General features: G+C 67.9%; 19 protein-coding genes and 1 pseudogene. 8 read left to right on the forward strand and 12 right to left on the reverse strand.

Features of this window, described 5'->3' with window-relative positions; translation table 11 throughout:
- Nucleotides 1–57 precede the first annotated feature (57 nt).
- From ACFC0O_RS09285 to ACFC0O_RS09295, 3 genes are all read right to left on the reverse strand, one after another.
- Nucleotides 58–912: an alpha/beta fold hydrolase gene (locus tag ACFC0O_RS09285; protein ID WP_375955180.1), complete on the reverse strand. Its 855-nt coding sequence runs from the start codon at nt 910–912 to the stop codon at nt 58–60.
- Nucleotides 913–2073: a 3-hydroxy-9,10-secoandrosta-1,3,5(10)-triene-9,17-dione monooxygenase oxygenase subunit gene (gene hsaA / locus ACFC0O_RS09290; RefSeq protein WP_364629691.1), complete on the reverse strand. Its 1161-nt coding sequence runs from the start codon at nt 2071–2073 to the stop codon at nt 913–915. It lies immediately after the preceding gene.
- 121 nt (nt 2074–2194) lie between these two features.
- On the reverse strand, nt 2195–3952 hold the full coding sequence (locus tag ACFC0O_RS09295) for an alpha/beta hydrolase (protein ID WP_375955182.1): 1758 nt from the start codon (nt 3950–3952) through the stop codon (nt 2195–2197).
- Between the two features lie 402 nt (nt 3953–4354).
- Between ACFC0O_RS09295 and ACFC0O_RS09300 the strand changes: the two genes are divergently transcribed.
- Nucleotides 4355–5380: an ATP-grasp domain-containing protein gene (locus ACFC0O_RS09300; RefSeq protein WP_375955184.1), complete on the forward strand. Its 1026-nt coding sequence runs from the start codon at nt 4355–4357 to the stop codon at nt 5378–5380.
- A gap of 84 nt (nt 5381–5464) precedes the next feature.
- Here the strand turns inward: ACFC0O_RS09300 and ACFC0O_RS09305 are convergent.
- Together ACFC0O_RS09305 and ACFC0O_RS09310 are read right to left on the reverse strand one after the other, a co-directional pair.
- Nucleotides 5465–5755 (reverse strand): annotated as a pseudogene (locus tag ACFC0O_RS09305) (acyl-CoA dehydrogenase); the annotation flags it as partial.
- A 24-nt stretch (nt 5756–5779) separates the two neighbouring features.
- Nucleotides 5780–7288 (reverse strand): FAD-dependent oxidoreductase, encoded by a 1509-nt coding sequence (locus tag ACFC0O_RS09310; RefSeq protein ID WP_375955186.1) that lies wholly within the window; start codon nt 7286–7288, stop codon nt 5780–5782.
- A 168-nt stretch (nt 7289–7456) separates the two neighbouring features.
- Between ACFC0O_RS09310 and ACFC0O_RS09315 the strand changes: the two genes are divergently transcribed.
- The 5 genes from ACFC0O_RS09315 (at nt 7457) to ACFC0O_RS09335 (ending at nt 14667) form a co-directional block, all read left to right on the forward strand.
- Entirely contained in the window at nt 7457–9850 is a 2394-nt protein-coding gene (locus ACFC0O_RS09315) for a PEP-utilizing enzyme (RefSeq protein WP_375955188.1), read from the forward strand.
- A gap of 221 nt (nt 9851–10071) precedes the next feature.
- A complete protein-coding gene (locus tag ACFC0O_RS09320) occupies nt 10072–11016 on the forward strand; it encodes a tyrosine-protein phosphatase (RefSeq protein ID WP_375955190.1) in 945 nt (314 codons plus the stop codon).
- 122 nt (nt 11017–11138) lie between these two features.
- A complete protein-coding gene (locus ACFC0O_RS09325; RefSeq protein WP_375955192.1) occupies nt 11139–12143 on the forward strand; it encodes a glycoside hydrolase family 172 protein in 1005 nt (334 codons plus the stop codon).
- 111 nt (nt 12144–12254) lie between these two features.
- Nucleotides 12255–13262, forward strand: coding sequence for a zinc-dependent alcohol dehydrogenase family protein (locus tag ACFC0O_RS09330; protein WP_375955194.1), 1008 nt, complete (start codon nt 12255–12257; stop codon nt 13260–13262).
- Nucleotides 13263–13278: 16 nt separating this feature from the next.
- Nucleotides 13279–14667, forward strand: a complete 1389-nt coding sequence (locus ACFC0O_RS09335) for a xylulokinase (protein ID WP_375955196.1) — start codon at nt 13279–13281, stop codon at nt 14665–14667.
- 70 nt (nt 14668–14737) lie between these two features.
- On the opposite strand, the gene ACFC0O_RS09340 is transcribed toward ACFC0O_RS09335, so the two are convergent.
- The gene (locus ACFC0O_RS09340; RefSeq protein WP_364629662.1) at nt 14738–14908 is read right to left on the reverse strand and encodes a CopG family transcriptional regulator; all 171 of its coding nucleotides are present in this window, start codon (nt 14906–14908) and stop codon (nt 14738–14740) included.
- Between the two features lie 190 nt (nt 14909–15098).
- On the opposite strand from ACFC0O_RS09340, the gene ACFC0O_RS09345 reads away from it, so the two are divergent.
- Nucleotides 15099–15962, forward strand: a complete 864-nt coding sequence (locus tag ACFC0O_RS09345) for an alpha/beta fold hydrolase (RefSeq protein WP_375955198.1) — start codon at nt 15099–15101, stop codon at nt 15960–15962.
- 53 nt (nt 15963–16015) lie between these two features.
- Here ACFC0O_RS09345 and ACFC0O_RS09350 read toward each other — a convergent pair whose 3' ends face one another.
- From ACFC0O_RS09350 to ACFC0O_RS09365, 4 genes are all read right to left on the reverse strand, one after another.
- A complete protein-coding gene (locus ACFC0O_RS09350) occupies nt 16016–17491 on the reverse strand; it encodes an FGGY-family carbohydrate kinase (protein ID WP_375955200.1) in 1476 nt (491 codons plus the stop codon).
- Between the two features lie 3 nt (nt 17492–17494).
- Entirely contained in the window at nt 17495–18913 is a 1419-nt protein-coding gene (locus ACFC0O_RS09355; RefSeq protein WP_375955202.1) for an L-fucose/L-arabinose isomerase family protein, read from the reverse strand.
- Between the two features lie 63 nt (nt 18914–18976).
- Nucleotides 18977–19843, reverse strand: a complete 867-nt coding sequence (locus tag ACFC0O_RS09360) for a glycosyl hydrolase family 32 (RefSeq protein WP_375955204.1) — start codon at nt 19841–19843, stop codon at nt 18977–18979.
- Between the two features lie 18 nt (nt 19844–19861).
- Nucleotides 19862–21004, reverse strand: coding sequence for a DUF6236 family protein (locus tag ACFC0O_RS09365; protein WP_375955206.1), 1143 nt, complete (start codon nt 21002–21004; stop codon nt 19862–19864).
- A gap of 163 nt (nt 21005–21167) precedes the next feature.
- Here ACFC0O_RS09365 and ACFC0O_RS09370 point away from each other — a divergent pair, with 163 nt between their 5' ends.
- Entirely contained in the window at nt 21168–22256 is a 1089-nt protein-coding gene (locus ACFC0O_RS09370; RefSeq protein WP_375955208.1) for a winged helix DNA-binding domain-containing protein, read from the forward strand.
- 6 nt (nt 22257–22262) lie between these two features.
- Here ACFC0O_RS09370 and ACFC0O_RS09375 read toward each other — a convergent pair whose 3' ends face one another.
- Entirely contained in the window at nt 22263–23042 is a 780-nt protein-coding gene (locus tag ACFC0O_RS09375) for a tyrosine-protein phosphatase (RefSeq protein WP_375955210.1), read from the reverse strand.
- Nucleotides 23032–25197, reverse strand: coding sequence for a pyruvate, phosphate dikinase (locus tag ACFC0O_RS09380; RefSeq protein ID WP_375955212.1), 2166 nt, complete (start codon nt 25195–25197; stop codon nt 23032–23034). The genes ACFC0O_RS09375 and ACFC0O_RS09380 overlap by 11 nt, the downstream gene beginning before the upstream one ends.
- Nucleotides 25198–25257: the final 60 nt, after the last annotated feature.

A 25257-nucleotide genomic window follows, 5' to 3' on the forward strand; every position in this document is an offset into this window, starting at 1 on the left:
GAACGACTTCGCGCCCGCCCCGGAATCGGGACGGGCGCGAGAATCGATGGCGGGTGACTACAGGCCGTGGTTCAGGAAATCGATCACGGCGCGTTCGAAGGCGTCCTTGCGCTCCACCTGCACCCAGTGACCGCAGCGCGAGAAGATGCGCAGATCGGCATTGGGGAGCTGGCGGGCGGGGAAGAGCGAACCCTCGACGGGGGTGACGCGGTCATCGCGGCCCCACAGCATGAGCACCTCGTGCTGGAGGGACTTCAGTCGTGCCCACAATGGCAGCGGCTCAGCCATTTTCGGGTTGTAGAAGGTGGCGTAGGCATCGCGCAGGGCGGCCTGGCCCTTCGGATCGGCCGCCGCCTGCAGCCGGGTGGCGACGAGATCCTCGGTGAGCGTGGCCTCGTTGAAGACCATGGCGCGCAGGAAGCCCATGGCGCGCTCATCGGTGGGGTTGGCGTTGAACTCCATCAACCGCCGAATGCCTTCGGACGGTTCGGGTCCGAGCACATTGACCCCGACGCCGCCGGGGGCCATGAGCACGACGCGATCCACTCGGCCCGGATGATCCAGCGCGATCATGGCCGCCACGCCGCCGCCCATGGAATTGCCGAGCAGATGCGCCTTTTCGATGCCGAGCTCATCGAGCAGTCCGATCACGGCGTCGGCGGCGATGCGAAGGTAGTTGCGCTCGTACACTTCCGGGCGGCCGCTCGCGCCGAAGCCGGGCTGATCCAGGATCAGGCAGCGGAAGTGTTCGGCCAGGATCGGCAGATTGTCGCCGAAATTGGCCCAGCCCGAGACGCCCGCGCCGGAGCCGTGCAGCAGTACCAGGGGCGCGCCGGAGCCCGCCTCGTGGTACCGCAGCTTATGCCCGTCGACGGTGACCCAGCGCTCGGTATTCTCAACGGTCAGAGTCATTTACAGCATCCGATCCGTGACCTCGAGGCCCATCGCTCCCTTACCGAACATGGCCAGCGCGCGCTCCACGTCATTGATGGCGTGCACGCTGCCCGCGTGCGCGTCGCGCCAGTGCCGCTCGATCGGATTCGGCTTCTTGATGGAGTGGCCGCCGGAGTTCTTGAACAGCAGATCGATTGCCTCCAGGGCACGTTCGGTGCCGCGCACCTGATCGCGGCGGGCGCGCAGGCGCACCTCGAACGGAATCTCCTCGCCCGCTTCGGCATAGCGCAGCTGTTCGGTGGTGTTGCGCTCCATCTGGAGAATCGCGGCGTCGATCTCGCTGGCGGCGCGGGCGATTCGCACATGCGCGAACGGATCGTCGGAGACCTTCTGGCCGCCGTAGGACAGCCGCACGCGCTCACGCTGACGCTCGATATGCGCCTCGTACGCCCCCTCGGCCGCGCCGATGATGGGGGCGGTGATGGTGTTGGAGAACACGCTGCCGAACGAGATCTTGTACAGCGGAGCGGTATTCACCTCCTGGCCGGGTCCGATCAGGTTCGCCTGATCGGTGGCGGAGTACAGACGGTAGGCCGGGACGAACGCCTTCTCGATGACGATGTCATTGGAGCCGGTGCCGGACAGGCCGGACACCTGCCACACATCGTCGATGACATAGTCGGTGCGCGGCACCAGCACCGTGAAGTAGTCCATGCCCTTGTCGGTGGGCAGCAGCGCGCCGAGGAACACCCACTGCGCGTGATCGCAGCCCGAGGAGAAGCTCCAGCGGCCGGACATCTCGAACCCGCCCTCGACGGCGGTGAGCTTGCCGGTCGGCGCGTAGGAGGACGACACCCGCACATCGGGATCCACGCCCCAGACATCCTGCTGGGCGCGATCGTCGAACAGGGCCAGCTGCCACGGGTGTGCGCCGAGCACCGAGGTCACCCACGCGGTGGACGGGCAGGCGGTCGCGACCGCGCGCACCACCTGATAGAAGTCCACCGGGGAGGCCTCATCGCCGCCGAAACGCTTGGGCTGCAACATGCGGAACACCCCGGCCTCGGTGAGTTCGGCAATGCTGGCGTCGGGCACCCGCCGCTGCTCTTCGGCCTGCACCGCGCGTTCCCGGATAGCGGGCAGCAGATCGCGAACCCGATCGAGCACCTTGTTAGTCATGCGGGTGTTTCCTCCTCGTGCAGTGGTTCCTGCACCCGACGCTATGGCGCGCGACACTATGCCGAGTCGAAAAGTCCCGGTCAACGGAATCGGCGGCAGGTAAATGCCACACCGCTTCGCATTATTTGTGGGCGTACTCCCAGGTGATGTCTTCGTCGAGGGCTTGGCGGATGCGCTGCACGCGGTCGGGGGTCCAGTCGGCGGGCTGGGTTACCGCGGCCCAGCCGTCCAGGACGGTGGTGCCGTAGCGGTGGCCGTGGCCCGACGGGACCTTCTGGGCGTGGGCCAGGTCGGCGCTGATCTGCCAGAAGGTGACGACGGGCCACCAGCGGATGGATTTGGAGACGTCCGAACCGCGGGGTTCCTTCAGCCAATCGGGCTGCGTGAAGAGCAGATCCGGTGACCACCAGACGATGGGGTCCGAGGCGTGCTGGAGGTAGACCACGCGGGGCGAGAGCCATTGCCGGTCCGGGCGTTCGAGGTCAGCGGCGGTCGCACCGAAGCGGACCACCAGGCCATCCGCGTAGATGGGCAGGATTTCGGGGGTGCCGGGATCACGGCGTTCGGTGATCTGCGTCCAGAGCCGATTCGAATTCGGCGGACCGACCCAGAGCACGCCGTCGACCAGGGTGCGAATGTCATCGAGTCCGGTGAACGCGGCCTCGGAGCCCTGCGAGCCCAGACTCTCGCCGTAGATCAGCAGTTTGGGCCGATGGTCCGGCGGCAGTTGCGCCCAGCGCTCATGCACCGCGTGCACCACCAGCCGACCGGCATTGGCGGCCTTCTCCTTATCCGACAGGAATGACAGCACGCTCGGCAGATACGAGTACTGCGTCGCGGCGATCGCGCTGTCCCCGCCGTACATGTATTCGATGGAGGCGGCGGTGGTGGAATCCACCCAGCCGGTGCCGGTGGTCGTCACCACCACCAGCGCCTGACGATCCCAGGCATTGGTGCGATCGAGTTCCTTGACCACCAGGTTCGCGATGTCCTCTTCGGTCTTCGCCGATTCCAGCCCGGCGTACACCCGAATCGGTTCGCGCGCAGGCTTTCCCGTCACCTCGGCGATGCGCTGCGCGGTCGGAGCATAGGACACGAACCAGCGCCCCTCCGAGCCGAGGGTATTCCACGGCGCGAGCGATTGCGGACTCCCCGACCGCTCCGGCAACTGCGGTTGCACCGCCGACGGCGAGGTATTGCTGTTGCGCACGCTGAACGCCGAATTCGCCACGGAGAAAAAGGCTTTCGCCAGCACACCCTGGAACAGCAGCACCGAAAGCACCACGATCACCACCACCGCGCCCGGCACCGCGATACCGCGCGGAATCCGCCAATCGATATTGAGCACCCGGATCAGCAGCCGGAACAGCCATCGCACCGCGCGATACGCACCGATCACCAGCGCCACCGTCGCCGCCGCCACGAGTTCGGTGCGCAGATAGCTCGAGGTGTTGGTCGGAGCCATACCCATCAGCACCTCGAGGTCGCGCTGCCAGCGGGCCGAGCGCGCCAGCACCGCCGCAGCCCCGACGGCCGCGCCCACCACGATGACGAGCTTGATGATCTGCCGCGCCCGGTCCGAGGGCTGCCAGCGTCCCGCCCGCTCGCGCCACGCGGCGGGCAGCCGCGGCCACACCCATTTGCGGAACGCCCAATCCAGTACGCATCCCACCCCGTAGCCGATGACCGCGCTGATCCCGCTCACCAGCCCCTGGAAGATCCACTCACGCGGCAGCAGCGAGGGCGATACCGACCATGCGAAGAAGATGGCGGCCACCACCACCCCGGCATAGTTCGGCCGGACCGCGTGTTCGGCCGCTCGCAGCCAGCCCCAGATCCGCGTGGGCACCGATTCGCCCTGCCGTGGCTCGGTAGTCATACCCCGAGTCTTCCCGCCCCCGGCAATTCTCCGGCTACGCGACACGCCGGGTCCTCGGACCGCCTCCGCGAGCGCGATCGGACCTCGATCCAAATGTGTTGATACCGAATCGATTTCGATACGGCCGCCCGGGCCGGATCGGAAGGCGGACCAGCACCGTTCGTAGTAGCGTGCTCGCACAGAGGTTGGTTTTCGCCCGCAGGCATTTGGCAGATGTTGAGCGGCAGGGAAACCGGGGGTCTTTCTCGTCGAAATCCGATCGTCACCGAACCGGGCTACGATCCGCGCACCACCCGATCGCGCCAAGGTTCGCACCGCTCGGCCGCAGTAGAAGTAGAGAGGAGCGTTGCTATAACGCTTCGGATTTGGCTGAGCAGTGCCGGGGCTGTCAGCGCCCAGGTAATGCGTTTGCTACGAGGAAACCCCGATGGGGTCGATGTCACCATTTACGCCGGAAACGTGGATCCGGGAGCGGTCGCGCTCTCGGTCTGCGATGTGCCGGTCGTCGAACCGCGGCATGTCGGGGATGACGAGTACGCCGAGTTCGCGCTGGATTTCTGCCGCGAACACGGAATCGATGTGCTCATCCCGCCGCGCCGGCTCACCGCCCTCGCGGGCCGCAGTGCGGACTTCGCCGCGATCGGCACCAGCCTGATGTGTTCGCCGCTGGCGGCGGTGCAGGTGCTGACCAATAAGGTCTCCACCTACGAATCCGCCGGTGCGGCAGGCATTCCCGTGCCGCCGTGGCGGGCGGTGGACGATGCGGAGGGCTTGCTCGCGGCCGTCGAGGAGCTTTCGCTCACCGATGAGTCGCTGTGCGTCAAGCCCAGCGGCGAGTATTCGGCCTTCGGCTTCCGCATTCTGCAGGATCGGCCGTTGAGCATGGCGGATCTGCTGGCCCCGCCCATGCCGACGGCCTCGGTCGCGGCGGTCGCCGATGCCATGCGGCGGGCCGCCGATACGGGCGAGCGCGTCCCCGAATTGCTCGTCATGCCGTTCCTGGACGGGCCGGAGATCAGCATCGACTGTCTGTCCGCGCCGGGAGGTGAACTGCTGGTTGGCATTCCGCGTTCCAAACAGGGGCGGTTCCGCATGCTGCTGGAGGATCCGGAGGCGGTCGCCATCGCGCGCAGACTGGTCGAACATTTCGAACTGGCCTATCTGACCAATGTGCAATTGCGGTTCCACAAGGGCGAACCCGTTCTGCTGGAAGCCAATCCACGACCGTCGGCGGGGCTGTTCCAGACCGCGTTCGCCGATGTGAATATGCCGTGGGCGGCGGTTCGCCTACTGCTGCAAGGTGATTCGGGTCTGCGTAATCCACCGCGACTGAACGTGCGGCTCGCGGTCGCCGAAGCCGTCATGGAGGTCACGCCCGAGCCCGCCGTCCCGGATCCGTCGCCGACCTCGCTGGTCGTCATCAGGTGATCAGCGCGGCGGGCGCAAGATCCTCAGGGCGGCCCGCTTGACCGGCTCCGGAACGCGGTCGCGCATATTCAGCGCGGCCGCGGCGGCCCTGGTGCGCAGATTGCGCACATCACTGCCGCCCTCGGGTTCGGAGATCGCCAGTGCCGCGAGCTTCAGATCCCCGGGTGTGCCGAAACATTCGGGTGCCCATCGCAGCATCTGCTCGGGGGTGGCGGCCCGGCCGATGGCGGAGAGAGCCAGTGCGGGCATCACAATCGCCAATCCGATGCCCGCACAGCCCCAGCACAGCTCCTCCATGAACATCGGCAGCGACAGTACGGTGGGATCGCCGATCAGATCCCGATAGAACAGCGGACTGTAGAACCCCCGCTCCGCGATTGCGCGGAAGCCGCCCGCGAATTATTCGGTGCGGGCGGCGGCGGTTCCGGCGCGGCGGCCGAAGAAGGTGCCGTCGCCCAGGGAGGTGCCGGAGATGTACCCGAAGCCGTGCAGGCCGTTGGCGGCCCGGCCCGCCGCGAACAGTCCGGGGATGCGGTCGCCGTTCAGGTCCAGGACGTGGCCGTCGAGGTCGGTGTGCAGGCCGCCGAGGGTGAAGACCGAGGCCCCGGTGCCGCGCCGGTCGCCCGCTTCGGCGGGTGGGCGGATACCTGCCTTCACATCGATCGCGGCCAGGGGCGCGGTCAGCGGCCGCAGCCAGCGTGACGCCTTGTGCAGATCGAGATCCGTTCCGGCCGAAGCGGATTCGTTGTAGCGGGCAATGGTGGCCGTCAGCGATCCGGTGGGCAGGCCGGTGAGTTGTTCGAGCTCGGCGGAAGTTTCGGCGACATGGGTGGGCTGCACGCCCCAGCGCTGGGGTTCGGGGACGTCCTCGAAGCCCTGTTCGTCGACGATCACCCAGACCGCCGAATCGCCGCCCGCCCACGCGCCGCCCATATTGTTGCGGTAGAGCGCGGCCTGACCGATGCGACCCGGATAGGTGTCCTCATTGATGAAGCGCTGACCGCGCGCGTTGACGACCATGCCGCGCGCCGCGAGCCCCGGGATCAGGGACATGCCGACCTGACCGGAGGACATATGCCGCACGGCCGCGCCGAGCGCCTGGGCCATGCGGATGCCGCTGCCGTCATCGGTGCCCGCGCTGACCTTGGTGTGGCCCAGCAATTCCGGGGCGTGCGCGGTGAGCATGGCGTCGTTATCGACAAAACCACCGGTGGTCAGGACAACACCCCGGTGGGCGCGGATGGTGATCTCCTTCCCGTACTGCCGGGCGACCACACCCGCGACCTCGCCGTCGTCTGCGACGATCAGCGCGGTGGCCTGGGTGTCGAAAAGCGCTGTGGCACCCGCGGATTCAGCCGCCGCGGACAGACATTCCATCAGCAGTTTGCCGCCGAAGTTCGCGGCGGTGGGCCGGTGCCCGCGCGGGGCGGGTGCGGCCAATTCGGTGAAGGGCCAACTGTTCTCACCCAGCCACATGAGCCCGTCATCGGTCGGCGGCACCCAGGTGGGCGCGTCCCACATGCTCGGCTTGAAGGGCACGCCGCGATCCACCAGCCAGTGGAAATGCTCGACGCTGCCCGCGCTGTACTCTTCGATCTTCGCCGTGTCCGCGCCCGCGCCCATGGCGGCTTTCAGGAAGGCCGCCATGGCCTCCGGGGTGTCGTCGAAACCGCAGGCCACCTGGATCGGGGTGCCGCCGCCGAGGTAGATCTCACCGCCGGACATGGCCGAGGCCCCGCCCGCGCCGCCGGAGCGGTCCAGGATGAGCACCCGCGCACCGGTGCGCGCCGCTTCGAACGCGGCGCTCGCACCGGCCGCGCCGTAGCCGATGACCAGTACATCGGTCTCGATGTCGTAGGTGCTCACCTCGCCGGCCGCCCGGGGCGTGACCGAATTGCGCGCTGTCATGCCTGCACGGTGCCCGCTCGGACCGGTCGGACATAGCGCCCCATCTTGCTCACCGACTCGTCTATCCCGTTGACCGGGACTGTGACCGGTCCCGGGGCAGCGCACTGGGGATGGTGTGTGAACGGCGTCACTGTGGTTGGGGTCGCCGCACGAGTTGGAGGAGAGTCAATGCGGATTCTGGTCACCGGAGTCACCGAGCCCAGCGGACGGTCTGTGGCGCGCATGCTGCTGGCCGCCGGGCACGAGGTCGTCGGCCTGGACCGGCAGCGCAACCGTTACGTGGACCCGCGCGTCGAGGTGATCGTCGGCGATCTGGCCGATGCGCAGGTGTGCGCCCGCGCCGCCGCCGGTGCGGATGCCGTGGTGCATCTGGCGGGCCGTGCGGTCGCCGGAATCGTCGCGGCCGCGCAGGCCACCGGTGCGCGCCTGGTGATTCCCGTTGCGGCGGGCTCGGATTCGTCGGTCGAGCGGATCGTGGCCGGTAGCGGCGTGGACGCGGTGATCGTGCGTACCGCCCTGGTCGCCGGTCGCCGCATCGACGGCGGCAGCTGGCGCGCACTGGAGAATCTGGCCGGTGCGCGCGGCAATGCCGCATTGCAGGTGCTGCACTATGACGATCTGGAGCGCTTCCTGGTACTGGCCGCGCTCTCCCAGCGCACCGGCACCGTCGGCCTGGCCGCTCCCGGCGAGGTCTCCGGCGATGACGTGCGCAAGGCGCTCGCCGACGAAGGCGTCAAATACTCCGCGTGGCTGCCCCGTTCGGCCGCGAACCGCACCCCGGTCGATACCGTCGCCGCCCGTGAGGAGTGGGGTTTCCGGTACGGCTGGACCGCCCGCGAGACGGTCGCCGATGTGGTGCGCGGTCTGCACGGGCGCAAAGCCTCCGGCTCCGGCATCCGGAACCGGCGCGGCGCGATTCCGCTGCCCGCGCACGTGGTGCCGCAGAACGCGCCCACCTCGGACGGCTACCAGCTGAAAACCTCTGCCCCCGAAGGACTTCAGGGCGAGTTCGATGATCTGATGGACGACCGCATCCCGGTCTTCACCGCCACCAACACCTCCGAGGCGCTGCCCGGTCCGCTCACCCCGCTCACCATCGATCTGCAGGCGGGCGCGATCCGCCTGGGCAATGAGGCGATGGGCCATATGATCGCCATCGAGGGTGTGGCACTGGAACATTGGGTGTCCCGGGTGACCGGCGTCATGGGCCACAATATGTACATCAACGCCTCCATCGGCGTGTTCTCCGCGGAGAATATGCCGGGCTGGGATGAGGAGAGCGTGCGCCGCGATGTCTACGGCGCCATCGGCGATGTGGAACTGCACCCCAAGGGCCGCCCGGCCATGGCGAGCGGTTTCGCGGCTCGCCTGGGCACCTTCAAGGCGCTGGGCCGGGTCGGCGCGACCGCGCTGAGTTTCCGCAAGACCGCGGAGCTGATCAACGCCGCCTCGCACGCGGAAGCCCTTGACCGCGACCGTATTTCCGAGCTCACCGACGAGCAGCTGCACGCCCGCGCGCTGCTGTGGCGGGACCGCCTGAACCAGGCGTGGCAGGCCGCCTCCATCGGCGTCATGATGACCGGGGCCGCCACCGCCGCGCACAAGGGCGAGGTGAAGATCAATCTGGAGCGCCTCGAATCAGCCAAGACCATGTTGGCCGTGGAACGCCTGGCGGCCCTGTGCCGCAAGGATTCCGGACTCCAGAACATCGCCAAGAGCGGTGATGTGGGCGCGGCCCGGGAGAAGTCGCCGGAGTTCGCCAAGGCCCTGGATCAGGAGCTGGCCCGGATCGGCCATCGCGGCCCGGGTGAGTGCGAACTCATCAACGCCACCTTCGGCGATCGCCCCGAACTGCTGGTGACCGCCGCCGGTCGCGCCGCGGAAATGCCCGCGCCGCACCGGGAACCGGTCGCCGACCCGACGAGCCGCACCGCCAAGATGGCAGTCGGCGCGACCGTCTACCGCGAGCGCGCCCGCGATGCCGTTGTGCGCGTTACCAATTGCCTGCGCCTGGTCACCCAGGAGCGCGCGGCGCGCCTGATCAAGGCGGGCAAGCTCACCGAGATCGAGGATTCGGCCTTCCTCACCCTCGATGAAATCCTTTGGGCCCCCGCCGATCTGAAGGAGCGGGTGGCTCGCCGCCGCGCGGAGCGGATCAAGTTCCAGGGCCTGCGCATGCCCGATGTGATCAATGGCGTCTGGGAGCCCGAGGAGATCTCCGGCGCACTGCCGGTCGGTGAGACCCTCACCGGTCTCGGTGTGAGCCCCGGCGTGGTGGAGGGCGTGGTCAAGAAGGTGCTGTCGCTGGACGACGATATCGAGCCCGGCGACATCCTGGTCGCCGCCGTCACCGATACCGGCCACACCGCCATGTTCGGCTACGCGGGCGCGGTGGTCACCGATATCGGCGGCGCCGCATCGCATGCCGCGATCGTGGCCCGCGAATTCGGCGTGCCCTGCGTGGTCGACACCAAGACCGCCAGCACCAGCCTGAAGGACGGACAGCGGGTGCGGGTCGACGGCGCCGCGGGCACCATCACCCTGCTCACCGACGCCGAATAGCCGCGCCGTCGCAATTCGATTCCCGCTCACCGGGACCCGATGCCCGGCCACCGAGCAGTTCGCCGGGATCTCATCGGCCGTACACGATCCCGTCGACGATGCCTATGAACCTGCTCTGGCCCGGCATCCGGGCGAGCAGGCTCCGGGCAAGCCACGAGCGGGCCCATGAACCCGGGCCGGATACCCACTATCCGGCCCGTGATGGAAAGGAAAAATCGATAGTGACGATTTCGCGCGCAGTACGCGGCACCCTGACAGGTGTGGCCGCCGCGCTGATCACCGTCTTCCCGATCGCGATGACCCCCGCGACGGCGGCCCCGATCGCGATCGCGCATCAGGCCCCGATCGGTGTGGACTTCAAACTCCAGGCCGCACCCAATGCCCGTGACATCGGCGGCGTGACCGCGCAGAACGGCAAGATCAAGGCGGGCCTGGTGTTCCGCGCCGACGCGCTGAACCGGCTCACCGACGCCGATCTGTCGACCCTGACCGCCGCGGGCATCACCAAGGTGATCGACTTCCGCAGCCCGACCGAAAGCGGCGCCAACCCGGATAAGCCGCTGCCCGCCGGGATCACCAGCCTCAAGCTGCCCGTCTACGATCCGGCCAACGATTTCTACGTGTTCTTCGGCAAGCTCGTCCAGGGCGGTCCGGACGCGCAGCAGGCCGCGCTCGGCGATGGCAAGGGCGCGCAGTACATGCGCGACTACTACAAGTGGATGATCACCGACGCCACCTCGCGCGGTCAGTTCGGACAGGCGCTGAAGGAGATCGCCACCACCTCCGGCGGCGTGCTGTACCACTGCACCGCCGGTAAGGACCGCACCGGTCTGATGACCGCGTTCCTGATGAACATCCTGGGCACCCCGCAGGCGCAGATCAACAACAACTTCCTGCTGTCCAACGATCGCCTGGCGGGCAGCAACAAGGCCACCCTGGACGCACTGGTCGCCCAGGGCCTGGTCAAGGACCGCACCCTGTTCGAGCCCGTGCTGGGTGTGCAGCAGGACTACCTGGACGCGGCGCTGACCCAGGCCGTGGCGTCCTACGGTTCGATGAACGATTTCATCGCCAAGGGCCTGGGCGTCGATGCCCAGACCGTGAAGCTGCTGCAGGACAAGCTGATCGAGAAGGGTGGCATCTCCACCGGGTCCTTCGGTAGCTAGTCGCCGAACCACCGAATGCCGGCGCCACGTGTGGGATGGCGCCGGCATTCGCGTGTGACGGGGACACTCCGAAGACCGCATGTCCGGGACACGCGCCCCCGGTACGTGCGAAAATTCGCACGGTGCAGGAGATCTGGCAGCTCGACGGGCGGCGCACCCGCTCGATCAGCGCGGAGAACCCCACCGGCGAGCCCGGTGCGGGCGGGCGCGCCATCTCCGGAACCGGGGCGTACGCGGCCGCCGGACTGGGCCGCGGCTGGAAGGTCTCGCCCTCGGTCGATATCGAACCCGGACAAACCGTCACCCTCGCCGATATCACCGGACCCGGTGTGATCCGGCATATCTGGCTCACCACCGATCGCACCCTGCTGCGGGACTTCACCCTTCAGGTGTACTGGGACGGCTCACCCGAGGCCGCGATCGCGGTGCCGCTGGGCGATTTCTTCTGCAACGGCTGGGAGCAACTGGCACTGGTCAATTCGCAGATGATCGTGGTGGCCCCGGCGGGCGGCCTGAACAGCTACTGGCCCATGCCGTTCGGCGCGCACGCGCTCATCACATTGCACAATGGCGCGGAACGCACCGTGCCGGTGTACTACCAGATCACCTATCTGGAAGAAGACGTACCCGATAGTGCCGGATATCTGCACGCGCGCTGGCGCTGTAGTGATCCGCTCGGTTCCCCCGCGGTGCATCCGCTCGTGGAAGTCGCGGGCGCGGCGGGCCGCTATGTGGGCACCTATTTGGCGATCGAACCGCGCGTGCCCGGCTGGTGGGGTGAGGGCGAGCTCAAGTTCTATCTCGATGACGACGACGAATTCCCGACCATCTGCGGCACCGGTACCGAGGATTATTTCGGCGGCGCTTGGAATTTCGATCTCAACGGCGCGCAACTGCCGTACTCGACACCGTATCTGGGCCTGGTGCAGGTGCAGCCGCGCGATCGCATCTACGAGCCGCAGCAGCGATTCGGCATGTACCGCTGGCACATTCCCGATCCGATCTGTTTCGAACACGGTCTGCGCGCCACCGTGCAGGCGCTGGGCTGGCGCGAGGACGGGCACTATCTTCCGCTCGAATACGCCCATGTTTCGACCACCGCACTGTGGTACCAATCGGTTCGTTGATCCCCCGATCCCCCTAATTCCGCCCGCAATCAGGACGAAATGAGATCGACGATGTGATTGCTATTGGGTAAAACGCGCCGACCGGGCGGTGATCGGGTGCATGGTATTTGTATGCGCGCGTTAGTGGTCGAGAAGCCCGCGAAGTTCTCGGTCGAAACTGTGCCGGATCCCACGCCGGGGGCGGGGGAAGCGGTGGTCCGAGTCGATGCGGTCGGGATTTGTGGTACGGATATCCATATCGTCGAGGGGGAATTCCCGCCGACGCCCTATCCGATCATCCCGGGACACGAATTCGCCGGGGAGATCGTGGCTCTCGGGTCCGGTGCCGCCGGAGTGCGCGTGGGTGATCGGGTGGCCGTCGATCCCTCGCTGTTCTGCGGGCGCTGTCATTACTGCGCGATCGGGCGCGGCAATCTCTGCGAGAACTGGGGCGCCATCGGCGATACCGTCGACGGCGCGATGGCCGAGTACGTGAAAGTGCCCACCGCCAACTGTTATCGGCTGCCCGGGCATCTGTCCGCCGCACACGGCGCACTGGTGGAACCGCTCTCCTGCGCGGTGCACGGATTCGATGTGCTGCCACGGCAACTCGGCTCGCACTATCTGATCTACGGTGCGGGCACCATGGGTCTGCTCATGCTGCAATTGGCGATCGCGGCCGGGGCGGCGTCGGTATCGATGGCCGATACCAATGCCGATCGGCTCGCGGTCGCGCGCACGCTCGGCGCGGACGCGGCCGCCGTCTCCGCCGACGATATGGATCGGCCGGAGGGCTGGGAGATCGTCATCGATTGCAGCGGAACGATTGCCGCGATCGAGGACGGCCTATCGCGGGTGCGGCGCGGCGGCACCTATCAGCAATTCGGGGTGGCGGCGGCCGACGCGCGCGCTGTCATCTCCCCGTTCCGCGTGTACAACGACGAGATCACCATTGTCGGTTCGATGGCGGTCCTGCACAGTTTCGGGCGAGCCGTGGATCTGCTCGGCGAAGGCGTCATCGACGCCGAAACCATGATCACCCACGATTTCGCGCTCGACGAATTCGGTGATGCCCTGCGGACTTTCCGCGCGGGCACCGGCCGCAAAATCCAGCTGCATCCCGGACGGGCGGCACGATAGGGACGGGTAGGGGCCAATGACGGTCGTTGCCGGAGTGGACTCTTCGACGCAATCCTGCAAACTTGTGGTGTGCGACGCCGACACCGGAACGGTGTTGCGGCAGCGGCAGATACCGCATCCGGAGGGAACGGAAGTAGCGCCCGCGCTGTGGTGGGATGCGCTACGTTCGGCCTGCGATCGAATGATGCGGGATGTGGAGGCGATCGCGGTCGCGGGGCAGCAGCACGGGCTGGTCGCGGTGGACGTGGCGGGTGTGCCGGTGCGGGACGCGCTGCTGTGGAACGACACTCGCTCGGCCGAGGCGGCATCGCAGTTGGTATCGGAGTTGGGCGGACCGCAGGCGTGGGCCGATGCGGTCGGCAGTGTGCCGCTGGCCGCGCACACCGTGGCCAAACTGCGCTGGTTCGCCGATCACGAACCCGAACTCGCGGATCGCACCGTGCGGGTGCTGCTGCCGCACGACTATCTGACCTGGCAGTTGCGCGGCGGGCATCCGGAAGAGGAGCCGACCACCGATCGCGGTGAGGCGTCCGGGACCGGGTACTGGTCCCCCGCCACCGGGCACTATCGGACCGACCTGCTGGCCATGGCTTTACGCGGTCGCACGCCCGGACTGCCCCGGGTGCTCGATCCGGCCGAGGTGGCCGGGCATACGCCGGGCGGGCGGCTGGTGGCCGCCGGAACCGGTGACAATGCCGCCGCCGCACTGGGATTGGGCATCGCCGACGGTGATGTGGTGGTGTCACTGGGAACCAGCGGCACCATCTTCACCCGGTCCATGCGGCCGAGTGCGGATGCCACCGGAGCCGTGAACGGTTTCGCCGACGCCACCGGAGCGTTCCTGCCGCTGGTGTGCACGCTCAATGCCGCACGCGTCCTGGATGCCACCGCGACCCTGCTGGGCACCGATATCTCCGGGCTGGAAGTGCTTGCCGCACAATCCCCGGCGGGTGCGGACGGGCTGACCCTGCTCCCCTATCTCACCGGTGAGCGCACGCCGAATCTGCCGGACGCCACCGGCAGCCTGCACGGCCTGCGCCCGGCGACCATGCGCCCGCATCATCTGGCGCGGGCCGCCATCGAGGGCATGCTCTGCAATATCGCCGATGCCTTCGACCGGCTGCCCACCACCCCGCGGCGCATTCTGCTCATCGGCGGGGCCGCCCGCTCGCGCCTCATCGCGCACGCGGCGGCCACCATTTTCGGCCGCACCGTCGCGGTGCCGCATCCGGGCGAATACGTGGCCATCGGCGCGGCCCGCCAGGCCGCCTGGGCTTTGCGCGGCGGACCGCTCCCGCCGCGCTGGCCGATTCCGCAGGCCACCGAATTCCACACCGCAACACCGGCGACCGGCGCGACGATCCGCGAACGCTACGCAACTATTCGAGACGCCTATTACAACTGAGCCACCAACCGCATCGGGGTGTGACCATCCGTCATCCCGGCACGCTTTCGGCCGGGATCCACACCGATGCCTATCCGAACACCACCGGATCGTCGGAGAGGAATTCCTCCCAGGTGCGCTGGCGCTCCAGATAGGTGCGCAGTGCGTCCCGGGTGATCTCCTGCTTGGATCTACCCTCCAGTGCCGCTTGCGCATGTAGCGCAGCCTCTTCTTGCTCATTGAGCCGCAACGTCCATGCCACGGCGCAAGTTGTACCACTTCCGGAGCGCCCTGTCTGCCGATCCGAGCGCGGGCGCAACCGGCGGGTAACCGGCGATTGAACTATCGGAACCGGGGCGGCGGCGCAGCGGGGCGGGCACGCCGGAAGGCTCGAACCTGTCGGTGGTGAAAGCTACTGTCCCCCATACCTGCAACGAGATCGAGGAGTGGTCATGGGTTCTCTCGAACGGATCATCCGGGTGAACGACGTCGACCTGTGCGTGGCGAGCGCCGGGGATCCGGGCGATCCGGCCATCGTGCTGTTGCACGGTGCGGGGGAATCGCTACTGGCGTGGGAACCGGGATTCGTCGAGCGGCTGGTGGCGGGCGGACGCTATGTCGTGCGGGTGGACAGCCGCGATGCCGGGCGCTCGACCACCTTCCCGGTGGGCGAACCCGGTTACGGGCTCGACGATCTGGTGGCCGATACCGCCTCGCTCATCCGGGAACTGGGGATCGGCCGGGCGCATCTGGTCGGTATGTCACAGGGCTCGGCCGTCGCGCAGTTGCTCACGCTGGATCATCCCGAACGCGTCGCGAGCCTCACCATCGCCTCCGGTACACCGGGCGGTCCGGGCCATACCCAATCGGATCTGCCCGGTATCTCGCCGGAGCTGGAGAAGTATTTCGCCGCCGAGGAACCGGCTCCGGACTGGGCCGACCGCGATGCGGTGGTCGACTATCTGGTCGAGGGTATGCGCCCGTTCGCGGCGCACTCCCGGCCGTTCGACACCGCCGCGCAGCGCGCGCAGGCCGAGCTCGTGGTGGACCGCGCGGCGAATATCGCCGCCCAGCTCACCAATCCGTATCTCATCGATGCCGGGCGGCCCTGGCGAGATCGCCTCGGCCACATCGCGATCCCCACCCTGGTGTTGCACGGCGATGAGGATCCGCTCTTCCCGATCGAGCACGGCCGTGCCCTGGCGGCCGAGATTCCCGGCGCGCGCTTCGTACCGCTGGAGCGGACCGGCCACGAAACCCTCCCCTCGCACACCTGGGATGCCGTCGTGCCCGAGATCCTCTCGCACACCGCCTGATTCCCGTCGGTCCCGCCGGATCACCCTGTGGCACACCGCCGGACGCGAGCGATTCATCCGGCGGCGAGGTGCTGTTCGGCCGCGAGGAAATGCGTGGTGGCCCGGGTGGATTCGTAGAGGCTGCGGTAATGGCGGTAATAGGGCGCGTATCGAGCCGTATTGCCCGGATCCGGCTCGATGGTGGTGGTGATCGGGTTCCAGCCGGAGGTATCCAAACCGATCGCCTCTGCCGCCAGTAGGGCATCACCGAGGGACGCGCCGATGGTGTCGGCGGGGAGTTGCTGTGGGAGACCGGTGATATCGGAGATGATCCGGGTCCACAGCCCGCCCTTGGTGCCGCCGCCGACCGCAACCAAACGGGTCGGCGTACCGCCCGCGACGGTCATGGCTTCGAGATTGTGCCGGACGCCGTAGCCGATGCCCTCCAGGATCGCGCGGTAGATATCGGCGCGCTCATGGGTCAGGGTCAGGCCCGCGATGATGCCCCGGGCGTCCGGATCGAAGAGCGGGGTGCGCTCGCCCGCGAAGTAGGGCAGCACCAGCAGACCGCGGCTGCCGGGCGGAACGTTCGCCGCCTCGTCGACCAGATCGGTGAATTCGCCGCCGGACAGGGTGCGGAACCAGTCGGTCACCGCGCCCGAGGTCGCCATGCCCGCGGCGGATGTGTATGTGCCGGGCCAGGTTCCGCAGGTGGTCCACAGGCCCGGATGCGGGCTGGGCTCGGTGAGCACCTGGGTGAGGAACAGCGTGGTGCCGTACATGATCATGACGTCGCCGGGCGCGCGAACGCCGACGCCCGCGGCTTCGGCCCAGGCGTCGATGGTGCCGGTGGTGACCGGCAGACCGGCCGGAAGTCCGGTCACCGCGGCGGCTTCCGGGGTCACGCGGCCGACTATCTCGGTGGGCCAGGCCAATTCGGGCAGCGGCAGGCCCGGGGCGACCGAATCGGCCCAGTCGGTGGCCCAGGTGCGGGCCATCAGGTCGTACATGGGCACGCATTGACTGGCCGATTGATGGTCGAGCACATAGCGCCCGGTTAGTCGATGCACCAGGAATGAACTGGCCATCAACAGCATTCGGGTCTGCTTCCACACCTGCGGCTCATGCCGGGCCAGCCAGCGCAGTTTCGGTCCCACGGCCTGACTGGTGAGTGGTGAACCGCAGCGCTCCAGCACCGTGTCCGCACCCAATTCCGCTGTCAGTTCCTCGATTTCGATACCCGCGCGAGTATCGACGCCGTACAGGATGGCCGGGCGCAACGGCCGCCCGTCGCGGTCGGCGGGCAGCAGGCAGGGCCCGATACCGCTCACCGCGATACCGTCGATCCGCGCCCCGCCGGACGCCGCCACCAGTTCGCGCGCGATGGCCAGGAAATCCGCCCACCACACCGTCTCAGCGTCATGTTCCACCCAGCCGGGCCGGGGCGTCGAAACACCGTGCGGCCGTTCGGCTCGCAACGTCACCATGCCGTCGTGGTCGACGAGTACGCCCTTGGATCCCGAGGTCCCGATATCGATGCCGAGCAGCATGGGTCAGCCCGCCCTGCTGAATTCGTCGAGGGTGATGTCTAGCAGCTCGCACACCGCCCGCACCGTCGCCCGATGATCACCCGGCACCGCGTGAATGTGATTGGCCCCGAAGCGGGACAGGAAATCCCCGGCGGGCGCGTCCAACCGGGCGAAGGCGTGCGGCCATTCCCGGGTGGACTGTTTCATCAGCTCCTCATTGGTGGCCTCGTCGTAGGTCTCGAAATCGCCGAGCATCAACTGCATTCGATACCGCCCGTCCTTGCGGGTGAGGCGGGCCAGGGTCATCTGCCCGGGCGCGGCCAGATGATGCACCGACGCACCGCCCGCCGGGAAGAAGAACACCTCCGGGTACAGGTGCACGCGCGCGAGGTTCTCCGCCGGATCGGCGCTGCGGGCCGCGAACCAGGTGGCGTGCTGTCCGGAATTGCACAGATCCCAGATATCGCGATCGGCGTGATAGTGCCGCACATCGGCGAAAAGCACCGGGGTGCCGCTGATCTGCTTGAGCAGCTGCATGGTGAGCGCACCGTCCATATCGGCCTCGGTGGCGCAGACATGGGTCTGTTTCGGCCCGTTCCAGTCGTAGGGATCGTTCAGGAACGCCTCGGTGACATCCATGGTGGCGAAGTACTGGGTGAGCTCGGGCTGCCCCTTGATTCCGGAGAAGTCCAGATTCCACTCGGCGATCAGATCGCGCATGCCCAGGTACGAGCGAATCTGCCGCTCCAGCAGTTCCGGGGTCAGTTTGACCCCGTCGTAGTGCACCCCGGCGGTAGTGCGCTCCAACCACTCTCGCGCGCCCTTGGCCTCACCGGCGTCGGCGAGATCGGCGCGGCGCACGATCTCCCACTGATCGATCTCCTCCACGTCGACGCCGAAAATCCGTTGCCACTGATCGGTATTGGCGACGGCGGTGTTCATACCCATGGGCCGCCCGCCGATGCGCCCGAAGGTGGTGCCGCGCAGGCTTTCCACCGCGGCGGCGGCCGCGGCGCGCATACCGATCGCGGCGATGAGTTCGGCATCGCCCGGATCACCCCACAGTCGAGTGTGCGCCCGCCCGATCTGATCCAGTGCGCCGCCGGCGGCCAGCATGCCGACCATGCCCGGTTGCACCGGATCGATATTCGACAGCAGCAGTAGCGGACTCGTGAGCTGTCCGGCCGCCAGCATGGTGAAATGCGGGAATGCCCAGACCGCGTAGTGCAGCACGGTGAGATCGACCCCGGCCGCCTGCACCTGCCGGGCCACCGCGACCGCCTGCCGATTGCCGCCCACCGGTTCGCGCCCCCGCACCACCGTGTGACCGGCCGCGGTGAGTTCGGCTACCAGCCGATCTTCGGTCGTACGAATGAATCCGACGATGCCCCCGTGCACATAGTCACGACCATCGGAAATGCTGATAACGCCGATCCGGGCCATTGCCTTGCCTCCCCACACTGGGTGGACACTCGACTCCCCTTCAGAATCCCAGTTCCCCGGGCCTCATACGCCCGAATCCGGAAGATCGACTGTGCGCGGGAACCGCAAGGGCGCGAGCCAGACTCCGCGCTGACCCCAGCCCGCATGGGTGATCCAGTACTGCCCGCCGTCGTGCACCACCTCGGCGGCATGGGCGGGAACGTGCGCGACTCGGTCGGCGGGCCGGAAGTGAAAAGGACTGTCACCGTGAAAGATCTCGGTGCCGGTGTAGTCCGGGCGCGGGCCGATGAACAGGTACCAGTCATCGCCGTCGCGCAGTACGAAGGGTGATTCGGTGTTCCCCGCCTCGGTGCCGGAAGCCGGATCGGTGTAGGCGATGCGGCGCTCACCCCAGTGCAGCAGATCGGTGCTGGTGCGGTAGGCCACCACGTGATTGCCGCCCTCGGGAGAAGCGGTGGCGCAGTAGTACATCACCCATTCGCCGCCGATGCGCAGCACCATGGGGTCGCGGGCGTCATAGCCGTCCCGGAACAGCGGTTCGGGGTGACGCGTCCACGCGAACAGATCGGTGGAGGTCGCCAGGCGCATACCCGTGGCGGTGCGATCCGGGCCGCCGCCATCGTAGAACATGAAGTAGCGATCGTCGTGGCGTACCACGAACGGTGCCCACAAATGGGTCTCACCGCGATCACGATCGACGGCCAGCGCCGGAATCCGCTGTGCCCATGGGCCACTCAGGCGCTTGGCGGTGGCGTGCGCGAAAACCGTTTCATCGAAAGGGTTCGCGGGTTCGCGATGGGTGATTCCGAACAGATGCCACAGCCCGGCCGTATCCCGGATCACGGTGTGGTCGTTGATATACCAGTGCCCGCCCGCGCGCTCGGGTTCGAAGATCCGCCGGAACCGTCCTGCCGTAATCCCCCGGGTCATGGTTTCAGTGTGCGGGATTCAGCGGCGCTTGAAGAGGGATCGGCTCGCGAGATCGCGGTCCACCGCGAGCAGGTAGGCCACCGAGGATTGTTCGCGCAGTGTGCGCCTGGCCTTGAGGCGGCCCGCCACGTACGGGGCGATGGTGAGGGTCAGTCCGGCCGCGGCCACCACCGGCTGTCCGGCCGCAGCGGCGAAGCCGCCGACCACGGTGCCGGACGCGCCCGTGAGATCGACCTTGAGACCGAGCATGCCGGTACCGGATTCGAGCCCGAATCCGTGTAGGGCGCGGCGTAGTTCATCGAGCTGCGGTTTGGTGGTGGTGCGGTAGACGCTGTGCAGATGCGCGTGTGCGGCCACCGGATTCTCGATCGCGCCGATGCGCGCCAGTTCTTCCGCGAGCGAGCCCACGTGTTTTCGGAAGGCCGCCAATTCGGCGGCATGGCGTTCGCGGAAGTCGATCAGTCGGCGGACGGGCACCTCGGCGATATTCACCGGCCGCAGTACCGCCTCGACCGCGATGTGGATGTACGCGTGATCGACATCGCCGATGGCGGGGCGGGTCGTGCCCTTCACCAGCAGCAATTCATAGAGCCGGTCCAGGGTGCCGACGGCGCTGTGCACATCCAGTTCGTCGGTGACCGGCGAGAGCAGGGCGTTCTCGGTCACCGCGTCCGCGAGGGCGGTCAGATAGATGCGCGCGAAGGCCGGATGCAGTCCGACGTGGGTGGCACCGTCCTGCTCCTGGACGATCGCCAATTCCGCGTCGACCAGCGAGAGCAGTAGGTGATGCGTCATCTTGCGGCCCGCGCCGCCCGCGTAGACCCACGTCAGCCCGGGATATCTGGCGCGCAGGCCCGCCGAGTGCGGTTGCGGGGGCGCTTGCGGGGCGCTCGCCACCGAGAAGCGCTCGCGCAGGCTCGCACCGCCCAGCTCGACGATCTCACCGAACACCCGGCCCACCGTGTCCAGTTCCCGCTCACTCGGCTCCAGATCGAACAGGAAGTCCGATTCCGCCGCCAGCTCCCGCACCAGGTCGGAGTCGGCGTCCATGGCCAGTCGAGGCCGTATCCGCCCCACCTGGTCCCAGGTCAGCATGGCCAGCTTGAGCCAGTCCTCGCTTTGAAAACGCATCCGGGGGTAGTACAGCGCAATCGTCGACACCGACCCAGCATGACAGCTCATCGAACTCGCCGGATCAAGATTCTTTGCGACTCTCGTTGCGCGCCAGCACATTCGAACTCGCAGATGCACAGCCGGCATGCGGGCCGCAAACTTCTGTCGAGCTAGGACACAATCTGACCTAATTAGGTTCGACAATGGATTCATGACGGAGATCTCGCCGCGCCGCCTGAACCGGACCCTGCTGACGCGCCAGCTGCTGACCGAACGGGTCACCATGCCCGCCGCCGAGCTCATCCGGCATCTGGTGGCGGTACAGGGCCAGGAGGCGAACTGGCCGTTCATCGGCCTGTGGACCCGGCTCGCCGATTTCCGCACCGCCGAACTGGATGCACTGCTCCGGGATCGGACCATCGTGCGCGCCACCATGATTCGCCGCACGGTGCACCTGGCCACGGCGGCGGACTACCGCTGGCTCTACCCCACCGTCCGCCCCGCGGTGGAATCCCAATTGCGGCTCGCCTACTACCGCGAGGCGGTCGAACACCTCGACCACACCGAGTTGCGCACCGCCGGAAGGAATCTCCTGACCGGCCGCACCCTGACCCGCACCGAGATCAGCCGCACCCTGGCCGAGCGCTTCCCCACCCCGTATCCGGAACGCCTGCCCGCGGCACTCGGCCTGCTCACCCCCGTCGTGCACAACCCGGAGGCGGGCGCGTGGGGTGCGTGGCGCAACCGCCGCGTCTCGATCAGTCTCGCCGAGGAATGGCTGGGCGCACCCCTGGACGACCCGGCTCCCGACACCATGATCCTGCGCTATCTGGCCGCCTTCGGCCCGGCCACCGTCGCGGACGTCCAATCCTGGTCCGGCACAACCAAGCTGGCCGAGGTGATGGAGCGGCTACGGCCTCGCCTGCGCGTACTCCGCGATGAGTCCGGCCGCGAACTCTTCGACCTGCCCGATGCCCCGCTGGCCGATGCGGACCTGCCCGTTCCCGTCCGCTTCCTGCCCGCGTTCGACAATGCCCTGCTCGGTCACAAGGACCGCAGCCGGGTGATCAGCGATGCCGACCGCGCCCGCATCGCCAAGATCGCCTCGGGCGGTGTGCCGATGTACCTGGTCGACGGATTCGTGCACGGCCGTTGGGATCTCGACGGCGACACCCTGCGGGTGACGCCGTGGCATCCCCTCACCCCGGCCGAGGAAGCGGCGGTGTACGCGGCCGCCGAAGAACTGTTGCCGGTCATGCTCCCGGGCGGAAACGGTGAAGTCCGCATCACCCCCGCATAGGGCGCGTCAGGCGGGTTCGACCATGGCCGCGCGGAAGGATTCCAGCTCATCCTCCGAAAGCCCGTTCGCGAGCAGCCATTTCGCCGCACCGCCGTAATCGGCGTACAGGTTCTCCAGGAAACCGAGCATCACCTGCGGGGTGATGGCCAGGATGCCGGTATTCGCCTGCGGCAGACCGGCATACGAGGGCAGGGCGTCCAAGCGGTCGCGAACGCGCTGCATACGCTCATTGGTGAGGGCGTAATCGGCGGCGATCACCTCGGCGGGCACGCCCGCCGCGTCGAGCAGGATCGCCGCCAGGACGCCGGTGCGGTCTTTGCCCGCGGCGCAATGGAACAGTAGCGAGCGGCGCTCCGGATCGATGATCAGCCGGACGGCGGCGACGATGTGTTCACCGCTGCCCGCCAGCAACTGGCCGTAGAGGTCGGTGAGGTCGACCCGGGTCTTATCCGGGACGAGATCCCGTGCGGCCAGCGAGGACTGGGGCGATTTGCGGATCGGCAGGTTGGCGATGTGCACCGCGGCGTCGGCGAATAGGCCGTAACCCTCCCGTTCCACCTCGTCGGGCAGGCGCAGATCGATGATGGTGCGCAGGCCCAGTGGTTCGAGGAGCTGACCCAGGTCCGCGGGGGTGGCCTGCTGCAATGTGCTGGAACGGAATACGACGCCGTAACGGGTTGTGCCGCCGCCGGTTACCGGAAGCCCACCGAGATCGCGGACATTGTCGATCTCGGCGAAGTCGATCCAGCGCGAGACGGCCATGGCGGCCGCGGGATCAGTGGGCACGACCGGCCGCCGCTTCCTCGGCGCGGGTGAGACCGCACAGGCCGATCAGATCTTCGTGCAGTTCGAACCACACGGTGTGGTAGCTGTCCATGATGGGGCGGGCCACGTAGGTGTGATCTCCTTCGGCGATGCGCTCGACGGCGCGGTCCAGGCGATCGGCGTAGCGGGACAGGCGCGGGGCGAGGGTGCCCAGGCGCTGTACCAGGGGGCGCAGGGCGCGATGGGTGTCGGCCAGGCGGGCGAGCACCGCCGCGTCGTAATCGGTATCGCCGTGATCGTTGACCGTGGCGGGATCCTTCATCTGCCAGTCGGTGATGATGACCTTGAGATCGGCGTTGTAGACGCAGAATTCGTCGTAGGCGACGGTGAGGGCGGCGGCGTCGACCGTACCGCGCTCCTCCGTGAGGAGCTGTTCCAGGCGAGGGCGGCCCTCGGGGGTGAGGCGGAAACCAGCGGGAGTGTTCGCGCACAGGCCCGCGTCCACGAGACCGGCGCAGTGCGTGGCGATTTCGGCCGCGTCGGCGAACAGGCTGAGCGCGAGGTTGTCGGCGTTCACCCGGCCCTTGATGCCGACCAGGCGCAGCAGCGCCAGTTCGGTGATGGGGGCGTGCGCGGTCGAAACCTGTTCCTGCTCGGTGGGTTCCGATCCGGTGGCACGCTCTTCGAGTCGCTGGGCGAGCTGATCGTCCGGCACGCCCGCCCACTGCGCCAGCTGGGCGACATCGGCGAGAATGACCTGTTCGACCGGCTTGGCGACGATCTCGCCGTCCAGTACGAGTCCGGCCCCGCCGTCGACGGTGACCGTGCGGCCGACCAGTGCCGCCACCACGCCCGGACCGCAGCCGACCACGCAGGGGCGGCCGAGTTCACGGCTCACCAGCGCGGCATGCGAAGTGGTGCCGCCCAATTCGGTGACGATGGCGCGGGCGGCGATCATGCCGTGCAGATCGTCCGGGCTGGTGGTGGGGCGCACCAGGATGACGTCCTCACCGGCTTCGGCGCGGGTCTCGGCCTCATCGGGATCGGTCACGACCACACCGGAAGCCAGTCCGGGACAGGCGGATTCGCCGCGGGCGAGGGGTTCGCGACCGGTGGTGTCACCGGAGGCCGGGCGCAGCACCTCGCGCACCTGATCGGCGGTGATGCGATCCAGGGCCTCATCGGCGCTGATCAGACCCTCGGCCACCATGGCGACCGCGGTGCGCACCGCGGCCCGCGCGGACCGCTTGGCGGCGCGGGACTGCAACATCCAGAGGTTTCCGGATTCCACGGTGAATTCGATGTCCTGCATATCGCGGCCGTCGCGCTCGAGGAGTTCGGTGGCGGCGATCAGACGCGCGTGCACGGCGGGCTGGGTGGCGGCGAGCTCATCGAGCGGGCGCGGGGTGAGGCGGCCGGAGACCACATCCTCGCCCTGGCCGCCGACCAGCCATTCGCCGTAGACCGGTCCGTCGCCGGTATTGGGGTTGCGGCTGAACAGCACGCCGGTGCCCGATTCGGCATCGAGATTGCCGAACACCATGGCCTGCACGGTGACCGCGGTGCCGAGGGTGTCCGGCACGCCGCGATTACGGCGATAGGTCTTGGCGCGCGCGGAATCCCACGATCGGAACACCGCCTCGATGGCCCCGCGCAACTGCTCCCACGGATCGACCGGCACGATGCCGTTCGCATCGCCGAGCACGGTTTCGCGGTACTGGTGCACGAAGCGCGCACGCGTGTCATCGGCATAGCCGGGGTTGCCGGTCTCCTCGGCGAGGGCGCGCTGCACGGCATCGGTCATACCGAGGTTCAGCACCGTATCCATCATGCCGGGCATGGAGATGGCCGCGCCCGAGCGCACCGACACCAGCAGCGGCCGCTCGGCGGATCCGAACCGCCGGCCGGTGCCGCGCTCGATCCCGGCGATGCCCGCTCGCACCTGCTCCCAGATCTCCGCCGCGATCGCACCGCGCTCGGTGTAATCGGCCCAGCCCGCCGTGGTGATCACGAACGCGGGCGGCACCGGCAGCCCGAGGGCCCGCATGTGATTGATGCTCCACGCCTTGCCGCCGATCCGCTGCCGCGACAGCTCGACCGCGCCGTCGAGTTCGACGACGGTCACGGCGTCGGCCGCCACATCGGGTCGCTGCGCAAGCTCCGCTCCGGCGGTCATGTCACTCCTTCGATGTTCTGAATTCATCAGCACTCCGCGCTCGCCGCTCACCGGCGGCCT

This window comes from Nocardia sp. NPDC056100 (genome assembly GCF_042266325.1).
Classification (GTDB): domain Bacteria; phylum Actinomycetota; class Actinomycetes; order Mycobacteriales; family Mycobacteriaceae; genus Nocardia.